Here is a 22011-nt window from a genome sequence, read left to right on the forward strand (position 1 = left end):
TAACAACTATACAGATGAATTTTAAAGTTCATCAACATATAAGCTTACTGAATTCTAAAATAGTGAACAAAGCATACAGTTTCACTGTAAAAATTACATGGAGGTTTCAGAAATGGGAAATGAAGGTAGATTTCAAGAAAAGCAACAAGTCCGTCGACAACGCAGTGTTGTTAATATTGGATTAAGTTTAGTATTATTGACAGTCAGCATGGTATCTTATCAGTTATTTTTTACTGATCAAACAAAAGGAAAAGAACATCCAGAAGAAAAGAAAGTAGCCCAATTAGCATCTAAAGAGGCGAAAAACAATAAATTAGAGGAACGAAAAACAAAACAATCAGAAGCAGACTCATCAAAGGAACAAGCAAACAAAGAAAGTGAAAAACAAGAATTAATAGAACTGCAAAATCAAGAGAAAGAAAGCCCAAAAGTACAGGAAAAAGAAAAACAGAACAATGAAAATCTAGTAAAAAAACAAGAAGAACAGCAGGATAATAAAATTGAAGAACAGAAGGCTAATGTAGAAACAATAAATAAAAATCAATCAGACAGAGATGCAAATCAAACAGAACAAAATAAGCAATGGAATCCAGTTGGTACAGAGCAAGGAGCAAAACCTGCCATGCAATTTAAAGAGGGAACGACAGATTGGAATGAGATGAAAAAAGCAATTTCCTACGCTGTTGATGTTTCTGAATCACAACTCATTTATGATTTTATTGGAAATAACGGAACGAATAAGGCCTATGGTAATGTGCGAGATAAGCAAAGCAATAAAAAATATAAAGTGTATATTGATTGGATTGAAAATAAAGGCTGGAAACCAGTATCTGTTCAAGCTGTGAAATAATTATACCGACAGATATTCTGCCAAAATTCAGCAAATAAAGCAAAGACTCTCCCAAGCGGAGAGTCTTTTATATGAGTTATTATTTTTGATATCTTTGCTGTTTATTTATGTGGTTTCTTTTCGTTTATCAAATGCAAACAGGTTAAGTTCTTCAGAATCATTGGCCACCTGCATCGATCGTTCAAACCGCAACCCTATTTTTTCAAGAAGTTTGGCTGAAGCGTGATTGTCTGGAGTAGTAATCCCCACAATACGATTTAGCCCCAATTTATCTTTTCCATATGCCATCACCGCAGAAGCTGCTTCATAGGCGTATCCTTTAGCCCAATACTTTGGGAGAAAGGCGAATCCAATATCTACATCTTCCAAGGAATCTCTTTTTACTAGACCACAAATTCCAATCGGAACATGATCCTCCTTCCTTTCTACTAAAAAAAGACAGAAACCAAATTTCTCATACATGCGAATCGGTCCATTCAAAATATAGATCCTTGCATCTTCTAACGTTCTCACACTGCGATCTCCTATAAATTGTAACCAAGAGGGGTCATTCAAAAGCTCGAGGATAAACGCTGCATCGTCGGTTGTTTGTAGGCGAAGAGTAAGACGCTCTGTTTCGAGAATATTCAAAAGAAATACACCTTCCTTTCAGTATTATATTCTATCTAGATATCATAATCGTATATTAACTTAAAACTCAAGGGTATTTTTTCGTGAGGTACACATTATATGTTAACCGTTGTAACAAACGCTTTTTTATGTACGCCACTTGGTACAATAATTAGTAGAAGATATTATATTTGGAGAAAATATCACGAATTAACAAGTAAGTTATAAAATCAAAGCCTTTCTTGATTAGTAAATGATGAAATGGTGATACTAATAACTATCAAACGTTTATGATAAGGGATGGTATTATGATTTTTATTTACACAGATTTTGGCGGAACACATACAACTTCACTTGCAGCAGCATATCATTTAAACAAACTCCCCACTGATCGAAGACTGACAAAAGAAGAAATTTTAAATGTGGACTATTTTAATAAGCTTAAAACGTCTGATATGGGAAAAATAATTTTTCATGGAAGGGACGAAGGAGGAAATCCGGTTTATACAGTAGGACACGGGACATCAAAAGTAGTTGTTCCATCCATGAAAAATTTAGCGGAAATTCTTCAACATCAGTATCAAAACAATGAAAAAATCATTTTTTCAAATACTTCACCAACAGTTCCACTTCCTATGACGTTTGGAGGATTGTTTTCAAGAAGATTACATATTGATTTTATTGGTGTTCCCTTACTCGTATGGGGAGCAAAACTGTGTTGTGATAATATACAACGACTTGTTGATTATACAAAAGAAGCGGGTAGATTGACTAATGATTATGTTGTTATTTTAGAGAATGAAACTTTCAAATAAAAAATGCAGGATTTATTGGAATCCTGCATTTTTTCTATATCAATTCAACTTTTTTTCGAATGACAATCTTATCAATTTCGTCTTCTTCATCCCCAATATATAAGCCACGTTCTTTTAAATATGTTTCAAAATATAAATCTGCTTCTGCACGTTCATCATAAGGTTTTACAGATAAAACAAATCCTAATTTATTTTGTTCCTCTAAATGAGAAGTAGAGATATAAGCGGGGGTATTATGACGTAAGAATAGCTCCTTAACAGGAATTATCATATCCTTCATTAGCTTTGATAACATGCTCATTTCAAAATCAAAGTTAAATCGATCAATACTAGATATGTCAGCAAATACCACCCCAATAAAGCCTGTATTAAATACTTCTTGAAATTCGGCGTCTTGCTTATCATAAAAATTTTTTTCAATTAAGTAATTTTTAAAATAAGCAACACCATCAGCTTGTTCAAAAGGTTTTGTTGAAAGAACAAAACCTATCTTCTTTTGTTTATGTAAATACACACAAGACATATGTGCAGAAATATTATGCTCTTTAAATAAAGAACTTGTTGCGCCTGCAAGGCCATCTAATACATGATGGACAATTTGAAGCTTTTTACGGGCAAAATAATAGGATTTTTTTTGTAGTTCCAATGTATCAATAAACACAGAACCGATAAAGCCTGTATTTGAGATAGTAGGTGTATGCTTTTTTCTTCCTCTGCGTTTGTTTTGAGCCATTGTAAAAATCATCCCTTCAAGTACGATTGAAATAAAAGAACGTTTGTTCGTATATTTATATTTTACTATTTAATCGTTATAAAGTAAAGGGATTTTTACCGGAAAAACATAAAAAAGACACCTTTTAAAAGGTGCCCTGAATGCGATAGGGAAGAGGATTCAACCCATTTTATTTACGATTTATATTATGAAACAGAGACAAGTTCTTCTGCATCTTCTACATCTAAATGACAATCCATTGTACGTACATCTTGATCTTCATGACTTCCGAAATAAATAGTAATTTTCATATGTATCGCTCCTTTATTCTAGGAATACCTAAAATAATTACTAGTAATGTTACTGCCTATTATATACCACTTTTTCCATTACGACAATCTTATCCAGTTTATAATTTTATTTTGTAAATATTAAGAATATTTGTTACGATACACTTAATTAAATGTAAGGAGGAATTAACATGTTAAAAACTTTAAAAACATTCTCAAGTAAAGGAAGAGGAGTGCATAGTATTTAAGCTAACTTAACACTCCTGCTTCCGCGAAGAATATAAATATCGGAAAGTAGGAGAACGTTTGGATAAGTATACGCTGGCAAATCATAATATTTCTATTTTATTTTGGGTACATTTTTTTGGAACAATTAGCTTTTTACAAGCAGTTATGACGTTGTTTTATGTGGAAAGAGGATTAACTCCTTCAAATATTTTTATTGTATTGATGTGCTGGAGTGGAGCGGTTTTAATTGGAGAAGTACCAGCAGGCATTTTTGCAGATCGTTTCAGTTTAAAACTCTCTTTTATAACAGGCGCTTGCATAAAAATTATAAGTATCTCTATTTTGTTCTTTGCTGATAACATATGGCTATTTTGTTTATATAGCTTATTGAATGGTTTATCAGTCACATTTTTTTCGGGTGCTGATGAAGCCTTAATATACGAATCTTTAAAAGAAACGAATGAACAACATCTTATGGATAAAGCGATGGGAAAAATTCAATCCGCTAGCTTTATTTCAATGTTGATTGCTGTTATTTTCGGATCTTATTTTGCGAAAGATTTGAAGGAAGAGCAATTCTTTATTTTAATTACACTCGGACTTCTTTTTCATTTCGTAGAATTAATTTTACTTTTATTTATAAAAAATCCGGCGGTGGAATTTGAATATAATGAGTCAGCTTATTCACAAGTAATTGAAGGAATACAAGTTATCCGAAGAGCACCTCAATTACTTATTATGTTCTTAAATATATCGCTTGTATTTATTCCAGCGAGTGCAGTTTTTGACAACTATGATCAATTACTTTTGAAAAATGCAGGCGTGCCCGTATTTGCAATTGGCATATTATATGCAGTCGCTGCAATAGGCGGATATTTTGCATCCATTTCTATAGGGTGGTTAACCCGAAAATTCTCTCGTATATTTTTATTAAATCTTTCAGGTGCATTAGCTGTCTGTGGATTACTATTAGCAGCGTGCTTTGGAAATACGTTGTGGAGCGTTTTAGGAGCATTTATTATATTACGATTTGTAAGAGCAATAAGATATCCGATGTATTCACAGCTGAGTAATGATATAATTCCATCACATGTACGTGCAACAACAATTTCATTGTTATCAGTACTAGATTCTGTACTGGATTTAATTATTTTTGGTACGTTATCTATACTTGCTGTATACGGGTTACCTGTTATGTTTATGGGTTGTACTATAATTGCACTGATAGGTACTTGCTTACCGATTAAAGGTATAAGAGAAGTACCTAAAAATATTGAATCGTAAATCTGTTTTAAGGCGACCATTCTTTAAGGTATATCCAAGCCTTAGAGGATGGTTATTTTTTATCAAGACATTAGCTATCCAGTTGTTTATTTTGTAGACTGAATGATTTTGTTACAAAGCTTTAATAACATATTTATACGTGCTTAAATTTTATCGTGTAACATATATAAATAGAGTATAAGATTAGGAGTTAAAATATCACTATGAAAAAAGCACTTATTACTACAACTGTTTGCATCTTGATAGGAATAAGCATTGCTATTCTACAGCAAACAAAAGAAAAAAATTATATAAAAGCTAAGAATCAATCAGATCATGTCATAACAATTGCCCATAGAGGGGCATCTGCATATGCTCCAGAACATACAATATCAGCCTATAAATTAGGTCAACAATTCAAAGGTGATTATATAGAAATAGATCTTCAAATGACAAAGGATGGACACTTAATTGCTATGCATGATAATACATTAAATCGAACAACAAACGGATCAGGACTTGTTAAAGATCATACATTAGAAGAAATAAAAAGACTTGATGCTGGTAGCTTCTTTAATAAAAAACATCCCAAGCTATCAAAAGAAGAATTTAAGGACGTAAAAGTACCAACGCTTGAAGAGATTATTGAAACGTTTGGCCATGATGCTCGTTATTATATTGAAACAAAATCACCAGAGGGCTATCTAGGAATGGAAGAAAAGCTTTTAGAAATACTGAATCGATACCAACTAAGTGATCCCGCTATTGTAAAGGAGAAAATAATCATCCAATCATTTAGTACAGAAAGTTTAAAAAAGATTCATAGTCTAAATTCTAGCATTCCGCTGGTGCAATTATTAACACACAAAAAAGCAGTCAGACTAACCAATGAAGACTTAAAGGCGTATAAAACTTATTGTGTAGGTTTGGGCATGAACTATACATATATGAATGCTACCGATGTTCCAAAAATACAAAAACAAGGCTTAGAAGTTCACCCATTTACAGTAGATAAAGAGGAAGATATGAAAAAAATGATTGAATGGGGTGTAGATGGGATGTTTACGAATTATCCGGATCGTTTACAGCATGTAATTTTATCATTATCCATTAGTAATGAAATAGATTAACCTAAGTTACAAAAATATAATATAATTAGTAATGGGGTTAAGCCTCTTATTCATTTCTTATAAGGAGAGTGCTTATTATGATTATTAAGTTCATTCGTTTCCGTTAATTTCAGGTACATTTCTATTCGTTCATTTTTCTAAAGGGAATTTTTGGCTGTCTTGATGTACCTTTTTTCAAATGACCAAATTCGAATGAAATGAGGAATGAATCATGAAAGAAAAGATAAATAAAATTAATGGAATTGATATATGTACAGAGAGTTTTGGAAACCCCAATCAACCAGCGATTTTATTGATTATGGGCGCAATGTGTTCAATGGTTTACTGGGATGAAGAATTCTGCAAAAGGTTAGCAGATACAGGGCGATACGTTATTCGATATGATCATCGAGATGTTGGACGTTCCGTTGTCTACGAGCCAGGAAGTTCCCATTATACTGTGATAGACATGGCGGATGATGCTGTTGAAGTGCTCGATGCATACGATATTAATCAGGCACATATTGTAGGAATGTCTTTGGGAGGTATGATTGCTCAAATTATTGCAGTAAGGCATCCTCAAAGAGTCCTAACAATGACATTGATTGCATCAAGTATTTATGGGTCTGATGAAAACAATCGGAATTTACCTCCAATGGATGGAAAAATTCTTGCTTATCATGCGAATGGAAGTAAATTGGATTGGACAGATAACGAATCTGTTGTGAATTATTTGGTTAGAGGATCAGCATTACTCTGTGGACCAAAGCATAAATTTGATGAACTAAGAGTTACGAAGCAGGTAACAAAAGAAATAAAACGAGCAAACAATCTACTCAGCATGTTTAATCATGCACTGCTTAAAGGTGATGATTACTATGAGGGGAAATTAAAAAAAATAAATATATCTACTTTAGTTATTCACGGCACCGAAGATACGGCACTTCCGTATGAGCATGGCTTAGCTCTAGCGAATGAAATTCCTAATGCATCGTTACTACCACTAGAGGGAACGGGGCATGAAATTCATTTTGATGATTGGGATAATATAATTAACGCTATTTCGAAGCATACTTCAAGAGTGTAGGGAATTACACAGTCAAAATAGACGATTTAAGAAGTTTTCTGCTCCTTAGATCGTCTATTTTTTATTGACACTTCGTTTCAACTATTCACGAATAATAAATTGTATTTTATCTAAATGGCTTTTTTTCTTTGGACTAAAATGATTGAGTAGTAATAAAAAAATCGCTGAATCCAGTTATCGAAGCAGAATATTTACTGCATGATTAATAGCGATTCTATTTTTTCAAAGAGGAATAGAGCTTTTTACTTGTTTGTATGCTTTTTATATTTTTTTATAACCATTATTGTAAGTGGGGTACCAATCAATGTTGGTAAAAACCAAAACGATAGTGTAGGAAGTAAATTTAATATCGGTATAGAATTCCCTATGTTCACTAGAAGAGCCGTTGCAGCACCTATATATGAACCTAGCATACCTCTAATATGATGATGAATCCAATTTTTCCAGCGTCTTTTTCTTGCAAGATAGCCATAAATAGCAAATGAATAAGAAAAAAGTGCGACATAAAACAAATAAGCAATCTCATTCCAATGTAAAATAGACAATATAATTGCAGTGATGAATATTACAACGTAAGATGCATGATAAACTTCACCCCATTCTGTATGAGTTCCTTTTCTCTTTTTTGCAGACATTGCGACAGCTCCTGAAATTAAACATATGATCCCAAATAGAATATGAATTATTAAAAGTATATGAAAGATATCCAATAAATTTCCTCCTTTGCTATTTTAATATTTTGGGTTTATTGAAGAAGAGATGAAATATACCCTTGATTCAACTTAATATATTGAAATAAAGGTGTTTCTAGAACATCTTCTAGTTATAATAATTTTCAACATATTTTATTAGACGCTTTAGAATGTATACTATAATTTAAGAAACTACTTCATATTTGAAAAGATATTATAGTTCTAAAAAAGGTGTAAAATAGAAACTGCTTTTGCAGAAATTCTAGGGCTTGATGAGGATTCGTATGAGCAATTTATTATATTTGGAAGAAAATTAAATTATGATAAGGAGGTATATAATAATGGCTGAAAAAACGAGAATAATAGAAATCATGTCTTATAATCCTGAATGGAAAATGGAGTTCAAGAAAATCAAAATAATGATTGAAAGTTATATCGGCGATTTAATTTTAAGAATTGAGCATGTAGGTAGTACCTCTGTTGAAGGGTTAGCAGCAAAACCAATTATTGATATTGATGTAGTTATAGAAAGTTACGATCTATTACCTGACATTATAGAACGATTAGAAAAAGAAGGTTATCACCATCAAGGAGATCTAGGTGTTGAAGGACGTGAAGCTTTTCAAAGAAATAATGAAGATAATTTTATGAAATACCACCTCTATGTCTGCCCGAAGGATGGGAAAGGCTATTTAGAACATGTCGCTTTACGGGATTATTTATCAGCAAATGAGGGTGCACGGAAAGAATATGAAGAACTGAAATATCAATTAGCTGAGAACTATCGATATAATATTGATGGTTATTGTGAAGCTAAAACTGATTTTGTAAAAGGGATTTTGAATAAGACGCTTTATATAAACTAAAAAGAAAAAGTGGGAATTACTACTTGTAATAGAAGAACAAATAGAATCTAATTAAATTGGAAATTTCAAAAGTATTTTCATCTTTCTTATATACCAATATGGTTAAACAATTATAAGTTAACTCAAAGATTTGATTTGGACAGTTTATGAAAAGGTAGAGAAGAATGTATCAGGAAGTTGTCAACACCTAACATATGAATGTATGAGTACCCGCTTGAAAGTCCTCTTCCTTAAATGAAGAGGACTTTTCTATGGTTCTATTAATTCCCTAACAATTTGACTTATCTGATAGATTCCTTGCGTAAGATCTTGGACAGGTACATAGCCATACGATAAACGAATATGTTGATCAGATTCCTCTTCATAAATACGCCCTGGGTTAAGAAGAATCCCTTTAGATAATGCTTTTGAAAATAGTTTTTTCATTGAAATTTTAGGTTGTATCTTTAACCATATAAACAATCCTCCGCTAGGGGCATTCCATGTTGCGATGTCTTTACAATACAGGTCCAGCGCTTGTATCATGATTTTTCTTCGTTCTTTCAGCTGCAATCTCACGGACGCTACATGTTTTTGATATAAACCACTAGACAACCATTCAGCAGCAACTCTTTGTGATAATGAACTAGATCCATAATCTGTTTGCATTTTTATGTCTGATAATCTTTCAATCACAGATTCTGGACCAATTACCCATCCAATTCTTAATCCAGGACTAAGTGTTTTCGATAAGCTACCGACATACAATACATGCCCATTTTGATCCATTGCCTTTAATGGTAGTGGAGGTAGTTCATCAATCCATAATTCACGATAAATATCATCTTCAATAATAGGAAGTTGTTCTTTTTCACAAACATTCATAAGTTCTTTCCGTCGACTTTCCAACATTAAGACACCTGTTGGGTTGTGAAAACAAGGGATAGAATATAAAATGTTTTTCGTTTTATTATATTTACTTCGTCTAGACAAATCGCTTGGTACGATACCACACTCATCCATCGATATTCTAGAAAGATGTATATCTGCTGATTGAAATACATGAAGCGAATATAAATTTGTTATTCAAAAAGGAGTCCATACGATGAATATCCAATTAAAAATAATAACAAGAGATAACTGGGAAGAAGCACTGAAATTACAAGTATCGAAGAAACAAACTACATTTGTACCACCAGTAGCAGTATCACTTGCGAAAGTATATATTAAGCCGGATGGTGAAAATGTCGAATACATTCCATTAGCCATATATGATGACGATAGTATGATTGGATTCATTATGCATGCATTCGAACCAAATACATCGGACATGTATTGGATTAACGGATTTATGATTGATGAGCATCATCAAAGAAAAGGATATGGTAAAACTGCTTTAGCTGAAATGATTAAATGGATTACAAATGAATTTACGGAATGTAAGGAGATTCGATTAACTGTACATAAAGAGAATATTATTGCAAAGAGGTTATATGAAGGTTATGGATTTAAAAAACTTGATTATGTTTATGACGAAGAGCAAGTATATCGTTTATATGTCTAACTTTTATTTAGAAAAGGTTGTGATCTAGCGCATGGAATTTAATGAAGTAAAAATCGAAATATTTATCCCAGAGGAATATATTGAAACTCTACGAGATGAATTAAATAACATTCACGCTTGTAAGGTCGGAAATTACGATAACTGTCTATCTTACAGCACAGTTAAAGGGTACTGGAGACCGTTAGATAATGCAACACCTTTTGATGGAGAAATCGGTCAAATATGTGAAGGGCAAGAATGTAAAGTCGAAATAAGGTGTAAACAAGACATTGTAAAAGACACACTTACCATAATTAATCGAATTCACCCTTACGAAACACCCATGATTTATATCATGCCACTACTAAATGAACATTTTGGACAAGTTTAATATTCTCGGAGGATATCACTTTCAAAAAACATGAAGTTAGTATTGTAATTTCATTTTTTAAAGATTACTTAAAGGTGTATTCAAAATCTATTCACGATAGTTCTAGAAAAACAAAAAATAATAATAAAGACTTAATGAGAATACATGCTATGTTACTACAAAAGGAGGGAAATCTTAATTGAAAACAAAATTTCATCATATTGTAAGAGGGATAATTATAAAAGATAAAAGGCTTTTAATAGCAAATTACAAAGGGCATCACTCTTTTCTACCAGGTGGTCATGTTGAATTTGGAGAACCTGCAGAATGCGCATTAATTCGAGAACTTAAAGAAGAAATAGGGATCGATTGTGAAGTTAAGCGCTTTTTAGGAGTGATTGAAAATCAGTGGCAAGATAGCGAGACGCTTCATTATGAAATGAATCATGTTTTCGAAGTCGATAGTAACGACCTACATAGTGATATACCACCGATTTCTAAAGAGTCTCACCTGGCTTTTCATTGGATCATCCCCAATAATAAAAATCTAATTACATATAAAATAATGCCTGAACCTTCTGTTCAAAGATTAATAGAAAAGGTACAAAAAGAGGATTTATCAAATTGTTGGATTAGCAATTTATAAAGTATTAAGGATGGATATTGGGTACTTAAATGTTAATAAAAGTACTGCATAGGTACTCAGCTTATTCTTAATAACCACTAAAGAAAGCTATAATCCCGATCAAGTAAAATAACTGATTCGCCTCGATTGTATGAAAGAAATAAACCTCAGCCCATGTTCCTACAAAGAATGTAAGATTTCCTCCTATATTTACAAATGAGAAATTCATATGAATTTAAATACTATTGTTCAATTTCATATCGTTTATAAAAATGAATCCATCATACAAGCTATCTAAAAATAGGCAATCGAACAAGGTACATCACCCAGTAAAACCTCATATTTTGTTGTTGTACGTATCGAAATTAGTTTCTAGCTTATAGGTATTGCTGTTTATTACACCGATTAAACAAGCAATACCTATAGAAAAGCACCGATGAATTATGCTGGATAGAAGCTTTAATTTATAAACGGAGGTCATTAAAATGAATGAATTTCAACAAGAACTGCAATCATTGAATCTAAATGATTATCACCCTGGAAATGTTGTGTACTGGGATAATCAAAATCAATATCCATATTATTATGCACAAGAAGATGCTCGTCGCTGCGGCGGCTGCGGACGTTGCGGCGGACGTTGTGGTGGTTTCGGCGGACGTTGTTTCGGCTGTTTCGGCTGTGCAGGGTGCGGCGGGTGCGGCGGCGGCTGCTTTAGCTGCTGGAGCTGGTGGTTCATTTAACTTTGTAACATAAATGAAGTTATTGTATGAAAGAAAGGTGTATGTACATGTTCAGAGTGTAGAGACACTTTTCTTTCATTTTGTGAATTTAACAAATAAAAGGACATCTTCTATTTTCATCGAAATTAATATTTGATATAGAATTTCATACAGAGGTGAATGAGACATTGCATACATACCAAAAATTAGTTTCATGGGTAGAAGATATAAAAGAACGGAATCATAGTTCTGCAGCAGCACTTTTTATTATGAAAGATAATGAAGTGGTACTTGAACATTATAGTGGAAATCATTCTAATACTGAAAACAGTGCTACTATAACAGCGTCTTCACAATTTAATGTTGCTTCCGCTAGAAAGAGTTACTTAGGTTTAGCGGTTGCTTATGCACTATATGAAGGGAAAATAAAGCATCTCGACGATTACGCAGCTGATTATTTTAAAGACTATGATACAAATTTACTTGGTAAAACAACATTAAGGCATTTAGTAACCCATTCACATGGTTTAAATGAAAAAGTAGACGGAACTATTTATCGAGAATTCGAACCTGGACAAGGGTGGGCATATCGAGATATTAACGTACGTATGATGACCCATCTTATTTATCAACTATATAATAAAAGTTTTCCTGCGTTATTAAAAGAACGTATCTTTATACCTGCAGGTTTTAAAGAAACAGGATGGAGAAAAAAGTATCATGAGAATTTGGTAAAGGTAATAGTAAATCCTCATGAAGAAGCAATATGCAGTACTGGAATATTAGATGATGGAACGGAAAAAAACCTTTTTGTTTCTGCTAGAGAATTCGCCTATTGGGGAAATTTACATTTAAATGAAGGATACATAAATGGAAAACAAATCGTACCGAAAGAGGTTATTAAAATTGCAACAAGTCTTCAAAGTCCAGAATACGAAAACACGGACTTACCACAAAACGGATGCTTCTGGTTTGTTCAAAACACACCCGCTATACAAAGCGAGCTTGGAGAAAGGGTACCTAAAGGCTCGTATCAAATATTAGGCATTACAGGACCCACCATTTTAGTCATTCCCAAGTATAATGTTGTCGTTGCCAAAATGTATAACAAAAGATATAACTATGGAGGAGACAACTATCTGTATTATTTACGAGAATTCAGCAATTTAGTCGCTGATACATTCGCGAAATCATCTTTTACATACCTGTAAAAATATTTGAATTGGGGTATAACTACTTTTATAAAGAAAAGGAGTGAACCCTTATGAAAAAACAAACGAATAAAAGTAAAAAACAAAACATCAACGACACAAGTGTTGAGCAGAACGCTATATATAGCGATCCAAAAGATGCTGCAAATATGCAAACTGTTCCACAACCAAAAGATTATGAGGAAATCGAATATTAATTTTTGTTTTTTATAAGACTTTTTTATGAAAGAAAAATACATCTTAAGCCCCATAAAAATAAAGACATCATTTGGTACTATAATGTATATAAGCATTTGAAAATGTCTTATCTTAACACAGCTTTTTACAATAAACCCGTATATAATCTAATTGACAAAAAGGCACTTCTTAACGAAGTGTCTTTTTGTTTATTTTGTACAATGACTCCAATTTAATTTCCAGTTTTAAATTAGTATCTTGTATTTCATCACGGATATACTAAATTGTGATAAAACATGTCATGATAAGAAAGGGACAGTTCGCATGAAACAAGCATCTGTAAATCCATGGCTGATTGTCCTAGGCACAATCATTGTGCAAATTGGCCTTGGAACGATTTATACATGGAGTTTGTTTAATCAACCTTTAGTAAGTAAATTCGGTTGGGAACTTCATACTGTAGCGATAACTTTCTCAATTACCAGCTTTTCTTTATCATTTTCAACTTTATTTGCAGGTAAATTACAACGAAAGATGGGGCTTCGTAAACTTATCGCAACCGCAGGAATTGTTCTTGGAGTTGGATTAATACTTAGCTCACAAGTCTCCTCATTACCACTTCTTTATTTACTAGCTGGTGTCGTGGTAGGTTATGCAGATGGTACAGCCTATATCACATCATTATCAAATTTAATTAAATGGTTTCCAAATCGTAAAGGTCTCATTTCTGGTATATCAGTCTCAGCATACGGAATGGGGAGCTTAATTTTTAAATACGTAAATGGAAAGTTAATTGATACAGTTGGTGTATCGGAAGCTTTTTTATATTGGGGCATAATCGTTTTGATTGTAATACTTGCGGGATCTTTCTTCTTACGTGAAGCTGCTACGAATGAAACAGTATCTGAAACTTTAAGTAATGATTACTCAACGAAAGAAATGTTACGCACAAAACAAGTTTATTTATTGTTTTTTATGTTATTTACATCATGTATGAGTGGCCTCTATTTAATCGGTATGGTAAAAGATATCGGAGTTCAACTCGTAGGACTTAGTGTAGCAACCGCAGCTAATGCCGTTGCAATGATTGCGGTTTTTAATACTGTTGGCCGAATTGTTCTTGGGACATTATCAGATAAAATAGGTCGATTAAAAATTGTTTCAGCAACTTTTATTGTAATTGGCTTATCTGTTTTTACACTGAGTTTTATGAATTTAAACTACGCTATTTATTTTACTTGTGTTGCAAGTGTCGCATTTTGTTTTGGAGGAAATATTACCATATTCCCAGCAATTGTGGGTGATTTCTTCGGTTTAAAAAATCATAGTACAAATTATGGAATTGTATATCAAGGTTTTGGCTTTGGTGCACTCGCAGGTTCATTTATCGGAGCGCTGTTAGGCGGATTTCAACCAACTTTTATTACAATCGGTATACTATGTATTGTATCCTTTATTATCTCCATTTTAATTCGACCACCAAGCAAGGAGAAAAAGAAAGAAACACAAAAGTTATATCGAAAAATAGCTTAACATTTTGCATGTGTTCTGTATAGAAAAGAGCCCTAAATGAACATTAGGGCTCTTTTGAGAAGGAATTAAATTTTTTATTTCCAATTATTTTATAAATAATGTAGTTCACACCTAAGTACGTTACACCAAATAATAACAAGAATGATAGAAATAAAATAAGAGTTAGTAAACAACCTCCAATATCTCCATCAAAATTTACATCTGCATTTGAAAAATTCCAGTCCTTAACTTTGCTGATAATATGCCCTAGAATATAGGACAACACAAAACAGATTACAAAAGCGAAAACAAGATGAACTGTAAATTCCCGATTCGATACTTTATCAAATATGTAATAACAAGATCCCCAAAACGCGCCAAAAAGCACTAAAACAAACAATACTTTAAAAAACTTCTTAATATTGATCCAGCATTGAAATACAATTTGCTTAAATGTTTTTCGATTACGTTTTTTCTTTCTAAGTCTTTTCTTTTTATGCGGTTTCATTGCAAATATATAACGAAATACTTTCAAGCGAAAAACTTGAGGAATTTATACTGAATGAAAGCGGAGAAATACTAGAAAATTTGAATAACAAAGAAATGTTTATTAGTAGTTTTATTGATTATTATACAAAAGAATACGAGAATTCGGAATGTAATTACGTTGAACTATTTGATATTGACAGTCCAGACTATATTAAATTTGAATTAATAGATAACAAAGTGTTTGTTACTGCTTCTTTGTTTGCAGGATTATCTATATGGTTGGATAAAAAAGCGTTAGGAAAAGTAACAGCTACTATAGAGGGTGTTTATTCGTTCATATTGATTGATACAGACGGCAACATTATTACCTTAGATGAAAAGTTACATTTACATGAGAGTTCTTTTGCTATTATAAATTTTAAAGTAGAGAAACTAAAAAGTATCGATCAATATTTTGATGACTATACGATTATATAAGTAATGGTTGCTTTATATTAAAATTAGAAACTATGTTTTATTAAAAGAAATGATGAGATACTCATGTTAAACAAAGAATACGCCCCTGCTAAAGGATTATGGAACGGAGTAGGCGGAAAAATAGAGAGCGGAGAAACGCCATTAGAAAGCGCAATTTGTGAAATAAAAGAAGAAACAGATATCGATATCAAAAGAAATCAAATCCAGTTCAAAGGTATCATAACATGGGAAATGGATCATACATATTCAGGTGGCATGTATGCGTATGTAGTAGATGTGCCTAATGACTTTTACTACGAAACTCCTAAAAAGACAGCCGAAGGAATTTTAGACTGGAAAGGCGTGTCATGGATACTTAGTGAGTATAATTATGGGGTAGGGGCGATGATACCTCACTTTCTACCTAAAATGCTCAATGAACATCATATATTAGAACATAGTTTAGTAAAAGGCCCGTACGAAAGAAGAACTCCATGTTTTGAAAAAACGCTTAAACTGCTTCATTTTAGTTGAGTGTAGAACGTATTTTGAGATGTTTGTAAAAAGTACACTATTAGTTATTGTATAAAGATAGCGCAATTTAACAAGGGAGGGATTACATATGTACAAAATTGTATTTTTTGATGTTGATGGCACCCTATTAAGCGAAGTGGATAGAAGTATACCGTTAAGCACAAAAGAAGCACTTGAGAAATTAATCGAGAGAGGATTAAAAGTTGTAGTTACAACAGGAAGACCGTACAATTTGTGCGAAGAGTTTAAGACTATGGGCATTGATACGTTTATTTCTGCTAATGATGCGCTTATAACATGTAACGAGAAGGTTATACATAAATCAGTACTATCAACAGAAACAGTTCAAGATGTTTCTGCTTTTGCTGAGTTGAACGGACACGGTGTTTCTTATTTTACCAAGCTATTTACGATGAACGGCATGGGTTCCGATGATGAGCGGGTCATGGGGGCATTAAAAGAAACTTTGAACCTTACACAATATCCCGAAAAAATGAAATCTCTATCAGACGAAATTTACTGTATATGTTTGTATGCGGACGACAGTGAAGCGCAAAAATTTCTAGATAGATTTTCAAAACTTAGATTCGAGCGTTTTCATGGCTACGTAATGAATGTACTTGAAGAAACGGAAGTATCCAAATCAGCTGCGATTAAAAAAGTATTGGAGCATCTCAACTTTTGCAAATCCGAAGCCATTGCTTTCGGTGACGGCGGAAATGATATCGACATGTTGGAGTATGTGGGTTTGGGAATTGCCATGGGAAATGGAGAAGATACGTTAAAACAAAAAGCAGACTTCGTTACCAAAAGAGCAAGCGAAGGAGGAATATCTTACGCGTTAAAGAAATTTGGTGTCATTTAAACTAGAGTAACATTACAAATTTGTAATGTTTATGTCACCTTCTCCAATAGCACTTAAAAACATCCCACTCATATACTTAAGATAGATTTATAAAAAAGGAGTGTGGGAAAATGCACGAAGTAATTGGGGAAGTCGTAGTTGGTCTATGTGAATTCGTTTTTGAGATTTTCGCTTACGGGAAGACAGATGAAGAGAAAAAAGAATAATTCCATTTGATTTGTATGATACATAAGATTCTTAGACACCTATATAAGGTGTCTTTTCTTGTTCATTTTAAGCAGAATACATTTAAACTAATAATTTCATAAAATAAGTTTTAGATAAAATAAAAAGTGTATAATTTACATACGATAGTTAAAATAGTTATGCGTGTTTGCTATACATGAATGATTTGTTTAACATCCTAAGACATAAAAGGAGGGAGAAGAGCTTTATAGAAAATCACTATATCCTTCATAAAGAAGATTGGTTAAAGAAAAATATATCTTCTAGTGACCATATAAAATAAAAAGCGCACCATCCATTTTCTTGGTGCGCTTTTTATTTTATTTAATCTGAGAAGGTGTAATATGCTCTAACCATAGAATACCATCATATTGTTGGTTAGGAATCATGATTTCTTCCTTTTGTCCCCAATGCAGTCCGATAATTGGCATATACATCCAAGAGGTTTCAGGACGATTTTCTTCACCTTTTAAATGCGGATGTTGCGCAGATTTCAAAATTTCTTCGATACTATTAGCTGCATGTTTTTCATTTACAGGAAAAGGGCCATTGTTATTCGAACCTAAACTGCTCCCGCTATACGCATATAATCCCACAGAATACATTTGATCTTTCAAGTATTTTGGCATAACATCCATCATATTTGGAAATGGAATTGGATAAGGATCTGCTTTTAACATTTTAGCGTTCTGTTTTCGTATATGATAATTATGTCCCCACACAATTATTTTATTGTTCTTAAATTGTATTTCACTTAACCACGCTAAATTTTTTCCCATTTTTTGATCGCGTGAGTAATATGAAAATTCCTTTCACTTCAGTTGGAATATATGTTTTAAGCGTACCGATTCGAATGCTAACTGATTTTTCCAGAAGATTTACATCATATGATGCTTTAGGCGCTACTTGTTTTAAATCATTCGAATGCTGTTGGATAAATTCTTTTACTTTTTCATATTTACGTAAAAGGGAGGACTGCATTGTTTGAAATTCTTCATAAGTAGAAACGGAACGGTATTTCACAATTTCTTCTTCTGTTTCTACAAGTTGTTTTCCTATTTCCGGATTTAATTTTCCAATCCATTCATTTGCAGAAGTTGCAAATGTAGCAGTAGAAGCATTCCACGGTATTTGTATGTCAAACCCTGTTAAAATAAGGGGCGTTCCTTTTTCTTTTTGTTCTTTTATGTATTGAAATAATTCTTCTACATCTTTTGTGAACCAATTGCCAAAAATAGATTTTTTCATGGCTTGCTCAGCTGTTAAATCATCTAAGTTTTGATATACGGAATTCGCTTCCGCAAATCCTGATTCAAACGCAAGTACATCATAACCCATTTCTTCATGTAAATACTTAATCATTCGAACCTTTAATTGATTCATTTCTGTTGAACCATGAGTAGACTCACCTAGTAAGACAATACGTTTATCTTGTAAGGTTTGCTTTAAAAATGACAAATCCTCATTAGAACTAGCAGTTGGTTCCTGCAATTTGACCGCATGTTCACCAACCCATTTCTGCCATTTTTGTTGATCTGCAGGTAATTCTTCAGCAGATACGATTGTCGAAAACGTTGTTAATGCAAATAAAGTAGTTACAAATCCTTTTTTCCATTTCGAAAACACACATACCCCTCCTAAATTTTTATAAACCTTATCACATAAATCTAATCAGCTAGGATTCATTTAAACAAAATAGGAACAATTAGATTTATATATTTATACTAAAGGATGGAGTTTATATAAATCAAAAAGAAAAGGGTGATAATTCTATTAAATTTAAAAATTCTATAAATTAAACGGTGTAAAAAGAACCGTCGGAAGAGAACTCTAGGAAAAATGCTACATAGCTGTCACAAAAATAGAACAAATGTAAAGTACAGGAAGAGCAGATAGCAGCAGAAAGAAGGGAGGATATCAGGTTTATATTGAATAAAAACGCTACGATTGATTTCGGTAGATAATAGATAGAACGTTCGTTCTTTTATATGATATAGAGGAAGGGGCGTAGCACTTAATTTATATCTTTGAAAGGAGTAAAAAGAAGTCTAAATGCACACTGAAAAAAGCAGAAATGATTAAACTTTATTTAGAAGGGGAGAGCACATCAAATATTGCGAAATTAGCTAATGTTTCTCCTAGATATATTCGTATGATCTTAGCAGATAACAAGGTTGAAAGAAGAGCAAGAGGGAGTTGGAAACGAAAATATAATTTAAATGAAGATTACTTTAAACATTGGTCTAATAATATGGCATATATTTTAGGGTTTTTCATTGCAGATGGTGTCATTACAAAAGATAATCAAACTGTAAGCATTTCTCAAAAAGACTCCAGAATCTTAGAAGATATAAAAATAGAACTCAATTCAAACCAGCCGTTATACCAAAACAAGAATACTGGCGTTTATATGTTGAATCTAAATAGCAAAATCATGAAAAACGATCTCATGGACTTACACGGAATCATGCCTTGTAAATCATATGATTTACAATTCCCATTTGTCCCAAAAGAGTATCTGCATCATTTTATTAAGGGATATTTTGATGGAGATGGCTATGTGAATTCTTTAATCCAAACCTTACAAGAACAAAATCTCAAACCAAACTTTATAAATAAAAAAACGCATTTTCGTGTAATCCTCAGCGGTCGAAAAACAATTAAACTTTTACATGATAGAAAATTAAAAAGAACAAAAACAGCAGTTGCTCAAAGGAAAAATGATTTTCTCATACAATATAAGCAACACAATTGTATAAATAAGTCTTGCGAATATCTTAATATGAGCAAAGCGACATTTAAAAGCTGGTTAAAAAATGATTTAGAATTCAAAAATCACTTTGAACAAATACATTCAAATTAAAATTCCGTTTAAAGATTAGTGTGAATGCTGCATTCTAACACTAATCTTTTTTTCGTTAAATAATAGCAAAAAAGGGGGAATGAAACAAAAAGTAAGTTATTTTCATTTTAACAGTTAACATAATATATATTATAGGTAGTTATACAGAAGAAGTGTTTCCCTGTCTCTAAACACAAGTATACTATACAAAATGAGATGAAACGGATATTTTTGATGAAATCGGCTTTACATATTACTTATTTAAATTTTTATAGATTTTATAGTAAATTTAGGATTAAATTTCTCTACAGCATTTTTAGAATAAAAATTTTGCTGAGTTTACAACATACAAAAACATTGATGAACAAAAATTTATTACGTAATTCGTTAAAAATTTTTTTGTTATTACATTGTTTCCGCGTGCGCATTTAAGTTTTTCATCATCTATTATACATTTCCTTATAATTACATCTTATTTTCTTAATATGGTTAAATTTAGGGTTTATCTATAACAAGTTGTTTATTGCGTTGTATTTTTTATCTTAGTTAACATAACCCGATACTATTCCTATAAAAATTCCCCCTATTTTTTAGGAAGAATTTTTATATTGGTTTATATTTCTTTTTGTAAATTATATTGACTTTTTATTCATGTAACTACGTACATAAGTTTTAAAATTGTGATTTCACACTAAGATTCTTGCTATAACCGGTAATTCACACAGATATAGCGAAATACTTCAACCCCTCTTCCCTATTTTCCGCTATATTAAAGGTGTTTTTAGACTTAACAGCAATCCCAATTATAAAGTACATTTGAAAAGTTTAGGTTTAGTAGATCTTCTTTTCGTATAAAAAAGTTAGCAATGCCGCAATCTCCCCACATAATTCCTAGAGAATCATCTGTATCGATTTGTAGCAATAAGATGTTATGTTCTTGATAGGTTTCTTCCCATTCTCTTGGATCCGTTTGTGTAAAGAATGGATATCCTCCACTTTTATGCCCTTGGCTTTCAAAGCGTTTATTGTACAATCTATGAAATTCCATTTCTACGCTATCGTCATCGATTTCTTCTAAATGAATTGCATCTCTAAAAAACTCTTCAAATCGATAATCTCCTAGTGTTACAGGTTGATAACCTGCTTCAAACCTTAACTTTGCTGCTCTAGGTACAATAAAATTCTCTGAATCAATAGCATTTAAGTAGCTAAAATCCGTTACAATTCGAGTTTCATCTTGCGTTAATTCTGCATGATAAATAATATTCGAATCCTTTGGATGCTCATGATGAATAGGTACATACGGATACCCACCAAATTTACTTTCAAATAAAGTTGTTTCACCTAGTTCTCCTGTAATTTTTATATAGGGTTTTGCGCTTTCTTCCAGAATGCCTCTATACTGTTCTAGCTGCCTTGGTATTTGTAAATGGTATGTATTTGTCACCCTCTACTCCTCCTTTGCATAATATATGAAATAAGCCTATTTTAATTATATAACAAGAAATAGGCTTATTGAAAAATACTAAAAATCCGTTTTCACTCTCATTTTTTGTGCAGATGCTGGGCACAAAAGGTTATGTTCCAAAACTTTTTTATTAATAGTCCGAACTAGCTTTGCTGCTTCTTTAGAATCTATAATCTCTTTCAGCTTTTCCTTTAAATAATCAATTTCTTTCGAAAGCTCAATCCACCTAGGTAAAACATGATTATCTTTCAATGTTTTATAAAGTTGTTTTTCAGGATTATACGAAAGACTTTTATCAATATTAAGTGGTTTCCCCTTGCCAGGTAGGTCATCAAAAGCTCCTGATTTTTCTGCCCGCTTAACGATAGAACTAATATGATCTTCATACGTGAAATCCCAAACCTTCTCATCCTTTACTAAAATCTCTTGTTTTTTTAACTCTTTATCTAAATGCTTTTGATTCATATTTTACCTC

The 22011-nt window shown here is 32.3% G+C and carries 23 protein-coding genes and 3 pseudogenes; 18 read left to right on the forward strand and 8 right to left on the reverse strand.

Annotated features, from left to right (window positions below):
* The first annotated feature begins 112 nt into the window (after nucleotides 1–112).
* Nucleotides 113–850: a DUF1510 family protein gene (locus JDS96_RS11450; RefSeq protein ID WP_199666830.1), complete on the forward strand. Its 738-nt coding sequence runs from the start codon at nucleotides 113–115 to the stop codon at nucleotides 848–850.
* Between the two features lie 105 nt (nucleotides 851–955).
* Here the strand turns inward: JDS96_RS11450 and JDS96_RS11455 are convergent, their stop codons facing one another.
* The gene (locus JDS96_RS11455; protein WP_199666831.1) at nucleotides 956–1480 is read right to left on the reverse strand and encodes a GNAT family N-acetyltransferase; all 525 of its coding nucleotides are present in this window, start codon (nucleotides 1478–1480) and stop codon (nucleotides 956–958) included.
* A 90-nt stretch (nucleotides 1481–1570) separates the two neighbouring features.
* On the opposite strand from JDS96_RS11455, the pseudogene JDS96_RS33250 reads away from it, so the two are divergent.
* A pseudogene (locus tag JDS96_RS33250) lies at nucleotides 1571–1687 on the forward strand (DUF1453 domain-containing protein); the annotation flags it as partial.
* Between the two features lie 80 nt (nucleotides 1688–1767).
* The gene (locus JDS96_RS11460) at nucleotides 1768–2274 is read left to right on the forward strand and encodes a DUF3189 family protein (RefSeq protein ID WP_199666833.1); all 507 of its coding nucleotides are present in this window, start codon (nucleotides 1768–1770) and stop codon (nucleotides 2272–2274) included.
* Nucleotides 2275–2308: 34 nt separating this feature from the next.
* Here JDS96_RS11460 and JDS96_RS11465 read toward each other — a convergent pair whose 3' ends face one another.
* Nucleotides 2309–3019 carry a hypothetical protein gene (locus JDS96_RS11465; RefSeq protein ID WP_006094955.1) on the reverse strand — a complete coding sequence of 237 codons (711 nt, stop codon included), beginning with the start codon at nucleotides 3017–3019 and terminating at the stop codon, nucleotides 2309–2311.
* Nucleotides 3020–3582: 563 nt separating this feature from the next.
* Here JDS96_RS11465 and JDS96_RS11470 point away from each other — a divergent pair.
* The 3 genes from JDS96_RS11470 (at nucleotide 3583) to mle (ending at nucleotide 6963) form a co-directional block, all read left to right on the forward strand.
* Entirely contained in the window at nucleotides 3583–4788 is a 1206-nt protein-coding gene (locus tag JDS96_RS11470; protein WP_199666835.1) for an MFS transporter, read from the forward strand.
* Between the two features lie 203 nt (nucleotides 4789–4991).
* Nucleotides 4992–5897, forward strand: a complete 906-nt coding sequence (locus JDS96_RS11475; RefSeq protein ID WP_199666837.1) for a glycerophosphodiester phosphodiesterase — start codon at nucleotides 4992–4994, stop codon at nucleotides 5895–5897.
* A gap of 211 nt (nucleotides 5898–6108) precedes the next feature.
* Nucleotides 6109–6963 (forward strand): alpha/beta fold macrolide esterase, encoded by an 855-nt coding sequence (gene mle / locus JDS96_RS11480; RefSeq protein ID WP_199666839.1) that lies wholly within the window; start codon nucleotides 6109–6111, stop codon nucleotides 6961–6963.
* A gap of 242 nt (nucleotides 6964–7205) precedes the next feature.
* On the opposite strand, the gene JDS96_RS11485 is transcribed toward mle, so the two are convergent.
* On the reverse strand, nucleotides 7206–7673 hold the full coding sequence (locus JDS96_RS11485; protein WP_199666841.1) for a DUF2306 domain-containing protein: 468 nt from the start codon (nucleotides 7671–7673) through the stop codon (nucleotides 7206–7208).
* Nucleotides 7674–7996: 323 nt separating this feature from the next.
* Here JDS96_RS11485 and JDS96_RS11490 point away from each other — a divergent pair, with 323 nt between their 5' ends.
* Nucleotides 7997–8521, forward strand: coding sequence for a GrpB family protein (locus JDS96_RS11490; RefSeq protein ID WP_199666842.1), 525 nt, complete (start codon nucleotides 7997–7999; stop codon nucleotides 8519–8521).
* A gap of 249 nt (nucleotides 8522–8770) precedes the next feature.
* Here JDS96_RS11490 and JDS96_RS11495 read toward each other — a convergent pair.
* Nucleotides 8771–9577 (reverse strand): annotated as a pseudogene (locus tag JDS96_RS11495) (aminotransferase-like domain-containing protein); the annotation flags it as partial.
* A 28-nt stretch (nucleotides 9578–9605) separates the two neighbouring features.
* On the opposite strand from JDS96_RS11495, the gene JDS96_RS11500 reads away from it, so the two are divergent.
* From JDS96_RS11500 to JDS96_RS11530, 7 genes are all read left to right on the forward strand, one after another.
* Complete coding sequence (locus JDS96_RS11500; protein WP_003197946.1) at nucleotides 9606–10064, forward strand: GNAT family N-acetyltransferase; 459 nt, start codon at nucleotides 9606–9608, stop codon at nucleotides 10062–10064.
* 31 nt (nucleotides 10065–10095) lie between these two features.
* A complete protein-coding gene (gene cutA, locus JDS96_RS11505) occupies nucleotides 10096–10434 on the forward strand; it encodes a divalent cation tolerance protein CutA (protein ID WP_199666843.1) in 339 nt (112 codons plus the stop codon).
* A gap of 178 nt (nucleotides 10435–10612) precedes the next feature.
* On the forward strand, nucleotides 10613–11059 hold the full coding sequence (locus JDS96_RS11510; protein WP_199666844.1) for an NUDIX domain-containing protein: 447 nt from the start codon (nucleotides 10613–10615) through the stop codon (nucleotides 11057–11059).
* A 464-nt stretch (nucleotides 11060–11523) separates the two neighbouring features.
* On the forward strand, nucleotides 11524–11778 hold the full coding sequence (locus JDS96_RS11515) for a heterocycloanthracin/sonorensin family bacteriocin (RefSeq protein ID WP_199666845.1): 255 nt from the start codon (nucleotides 11524–11526) through the stop codon (nucleotides 11776–11778).
* A gap of 167 nt (nucleotides 11779–11945) precedes the next feature.
* Nucleotides 11946–12968: a serine hydrolase domain-containing protein gene (locus tag JDS96_RS11520; RefSeq protein WP_199666846.1), complete on the forward strand. Its 1023-nt coding sequence runs from the start codon at nucleotides 11946–11948 to the stop codon at nucleotides 12966–12968.
* A gap of 53 nt (nucleotides 12969–13021) precedes the next feature.
* Complete coding sequence (locus tag JDS96_RS11525) at nucleotides 13022–13165, forward strand: hypothetical protein (protein ID WP_003197930.1); 144 nt, start codon at nucleotides 13022–13024, stop codon at nucleotides 13163–13165.
* Between the two features lie 304 nt (nucleotides 13166–13469).
* The gene (locus JDS96_RS11530; RefSeq protein WP_199666847.1) at nucleotides 13470–14678 is read left to right on the forward strand and encodes an L-lactate MFS transporter; all 1209 of its coding nucleotides are present in this window, start codon (nucleotides 13470–13472) and stop codon (nucleotides 14676–14678) included.
* A gap of 43 nt (nucleotides 14679–14721) precedes the next feature.
* On the opposite strand, the gene JDS96_RS11535 is transcribed toward JDS96_RS11530, so the two are convergent.
* Nucleotides 14722–15192, reverse strand: a complete 471-nt coding sequence (locus JDS96_RS11535; protein WP_242479891.1) for a permease — start codon at nucleotides 15190–15192, stop codon at nucleotides 14722–14724.
* A 53-nt stretch (nucleotides 15193–15245) separates the two neighbouring features.
* Here JDS96_RS11535 and JDS96_RS11540 point away from each other — a divergent pair, with 53 nt between their 5' ends.
* From JDS96_RS11540 to JDS96_RS11550, 3 genes are all read left to right on the forward strand, one after another.
* On the forward strand, nucleotides 15246–15623 hold the full coding sequence (locus tag JDS96_RS11540) for a hypothetical protein (protein WP_242479892.1): 378 nt from the start codon (nucleotides 15246–15248) through the stop codon (nucleotides 15621–15623).
* 39 nt (nucleotides 15624–15662) lie between these two features.
* Nucleotides 15663–16136, forward strand: coding sequence for an NUDIX hydrolase (locus JDS96_RS11545; protein WP_307838178.1), 474 nt, complete (start codon nucleotides 15663–15665; stop codon nucleotides 16134–16136).
* 88 nt (nucleotides 16137–16224) lie between these two features.
* A complete protein-coding gene (locus tag JDS96_RS11550; RefSeq protein WP_199666849.1) occupies nucleotides 16225–17001 on the forward strand; it encodes a Cof-type HAD-IIB family hydrolase in 777 nt (258 codons plus the stop codon).
* Between the two features lie 545 nt (nucleotides 17002–17546).
* On the opposite strand, the pseudogene JDS96_RS11555 reads toward JDS96_RS11550, so the two are convergent.
* A pseudogene (locus JDS96_RS11555) lies at nucleotides 17547–18852 on the reverse strand (erythromycin esterase family protein).
* A gap of 448 nt (nucleotides 18853–19300) precedes the next feature.
* Between JDS96_RS11555 and JDS96_RS11560 the strand changes: the two are divergent.
* The gene (locus tag JDS96_RS11560; protein ID WP_199666850.1) at nucleotides 19301–20089 is read left to right on the forward strand and encodes an LAGLIDADG family homing endonuclease; all 789 of its coding nucleotides are present in this window, start codon (nucleotides 19301–19303) and stop codon (nucleotides 20087–20089) included.
* A gap of 766 nt (nucleotides 20090–20855) precedes the next feature.
* On the opposite strand, the gene JDS96_RS11565 is transcribed toward JDS96_RS11560, so the two are convergent.
* A complete protein-coding gene (locus JDS96_RS11565; RefSeq protein ID WP_199666852.1) occupies nucleotides 20856–21515 on the reverse strand; it encodes a YwqG family protein in 660 nt (219 codons plus the stop codon).
* 78 nt (nucleotides 21516–21593) lie between these two features.
* Nucleotides 21594–22001: a DnaJ family domain-containing protein gene (locus JDS96_RS32015; protein ID WP_242479894.1), complete on the reverse strand. Its 408-nt coding sequence runs from the start codon at nucleotides 21999–22001 to the stop codon at nucleotides 21594–21596.
* Between the last annotated feature and the right edge of the window lie 10 nt (nucleotides 22002–22011).

Source organism: Bacillus cereus group sp. N21 (genome assembly GCF_016483395.1).
In the GTDB taxonomy this organism is placed as follows: Bacteria; Bacillota; Bacilli; order Bacillales; family Bacillaceae_G; genus Bacillus_A; species Bacillus_A pseudomycoides.

Coding starts and splice junctions, on each gene's coding strand:
- JDS96_RS11450 (WP_199666830.1), top strand. CDS start 113: ATGGGAAATGAAGGTAGATTTCAAGAAAAGCAACAAGTCCGTCGACAA.
- JDS96_RS11460 (WP_199666833.1), top strand. CDS start 1,768: ATGATTTTTATTTACACAGATTTTGGCGGAACACATACAACTTCACTT.
- JDS96_RS11465 (WP_006094955.1), bottom strand. CDS start 3,019: ATGATTTTTACAATGGCTCAAAACAAACGCAGAGGAAGAAAAAAGCAT.
- JDS96_RS11475 (WP_199666837.1), top strand. CDS start 4,992: ATGAAAAAAGCACTTATTACTACAACTGTTTGCATCTTGATAGGAATA.
- mle (WP_199666839.1), top strand. CDS start 6,109: ATGAAAGAAAAGATAAATAAAATTAATGGAATTGATATATGTACAGAG.
- JDS96_RS11490 (WP_199666842.1), top strand. CDS start 7,997: ATGGCTGAAAAAACGAGAATAATAGAAATCATGTCTTATAATCCTGAA.
- JDS96_RS11500 (WP_003197946.1), top strand. CDS start 9,606: ATGAATATCCAATTAAAAATAATAACAAGAGATAACTGGGAAGAAGCA.
- cutA (WP_199666843.1), top strand. CDS start 10,096: ATGGAATTTAATGAAGTAAAAATCGAAATATTTATCCCAGAGGAATAT.
- JDS96_RS11515 (WP_199666845.1), top strand. CDS start 11,524: ATGAATGAATTTCAACAAGAACTGCAATCATTGAATCTAAATGATTAT.
- JDS96_RS11525 (WP_003197930.1), top strand. CDS start 13,022: ATGAAAAAACAAACGAATAAAAGTAAAAAACAAAACATCAACGACACA.
- JDS96_RS11530 (WP_199666847.1), top strand. CDS start 13,470: ATGAAACAAGCATCTGTAAATCCATGGCTGATTGTCCTAGGCACAATC.
- JDS96_RS11550 (WP_199666849.1), top strand. CDS start 16,225: ATGTACAAAATTGTATTTTTTGATGTTGATGGCACCCTATTAAGCGAA.
- JDS96_RS11560 (WP_199666850.1), top strand. CDS start 19,301: ATGATTAAACTTTATTTAGAAGGGGAGAGCACATCAAATATTGCGAAA.
- JDS96_RS32015 (WP_242479894.1), bottom strand. CDS start 22,001: ATGAATCAAAAGCATTTAGATAAAGAGTTAAAAAAACAAGAGATTTTA.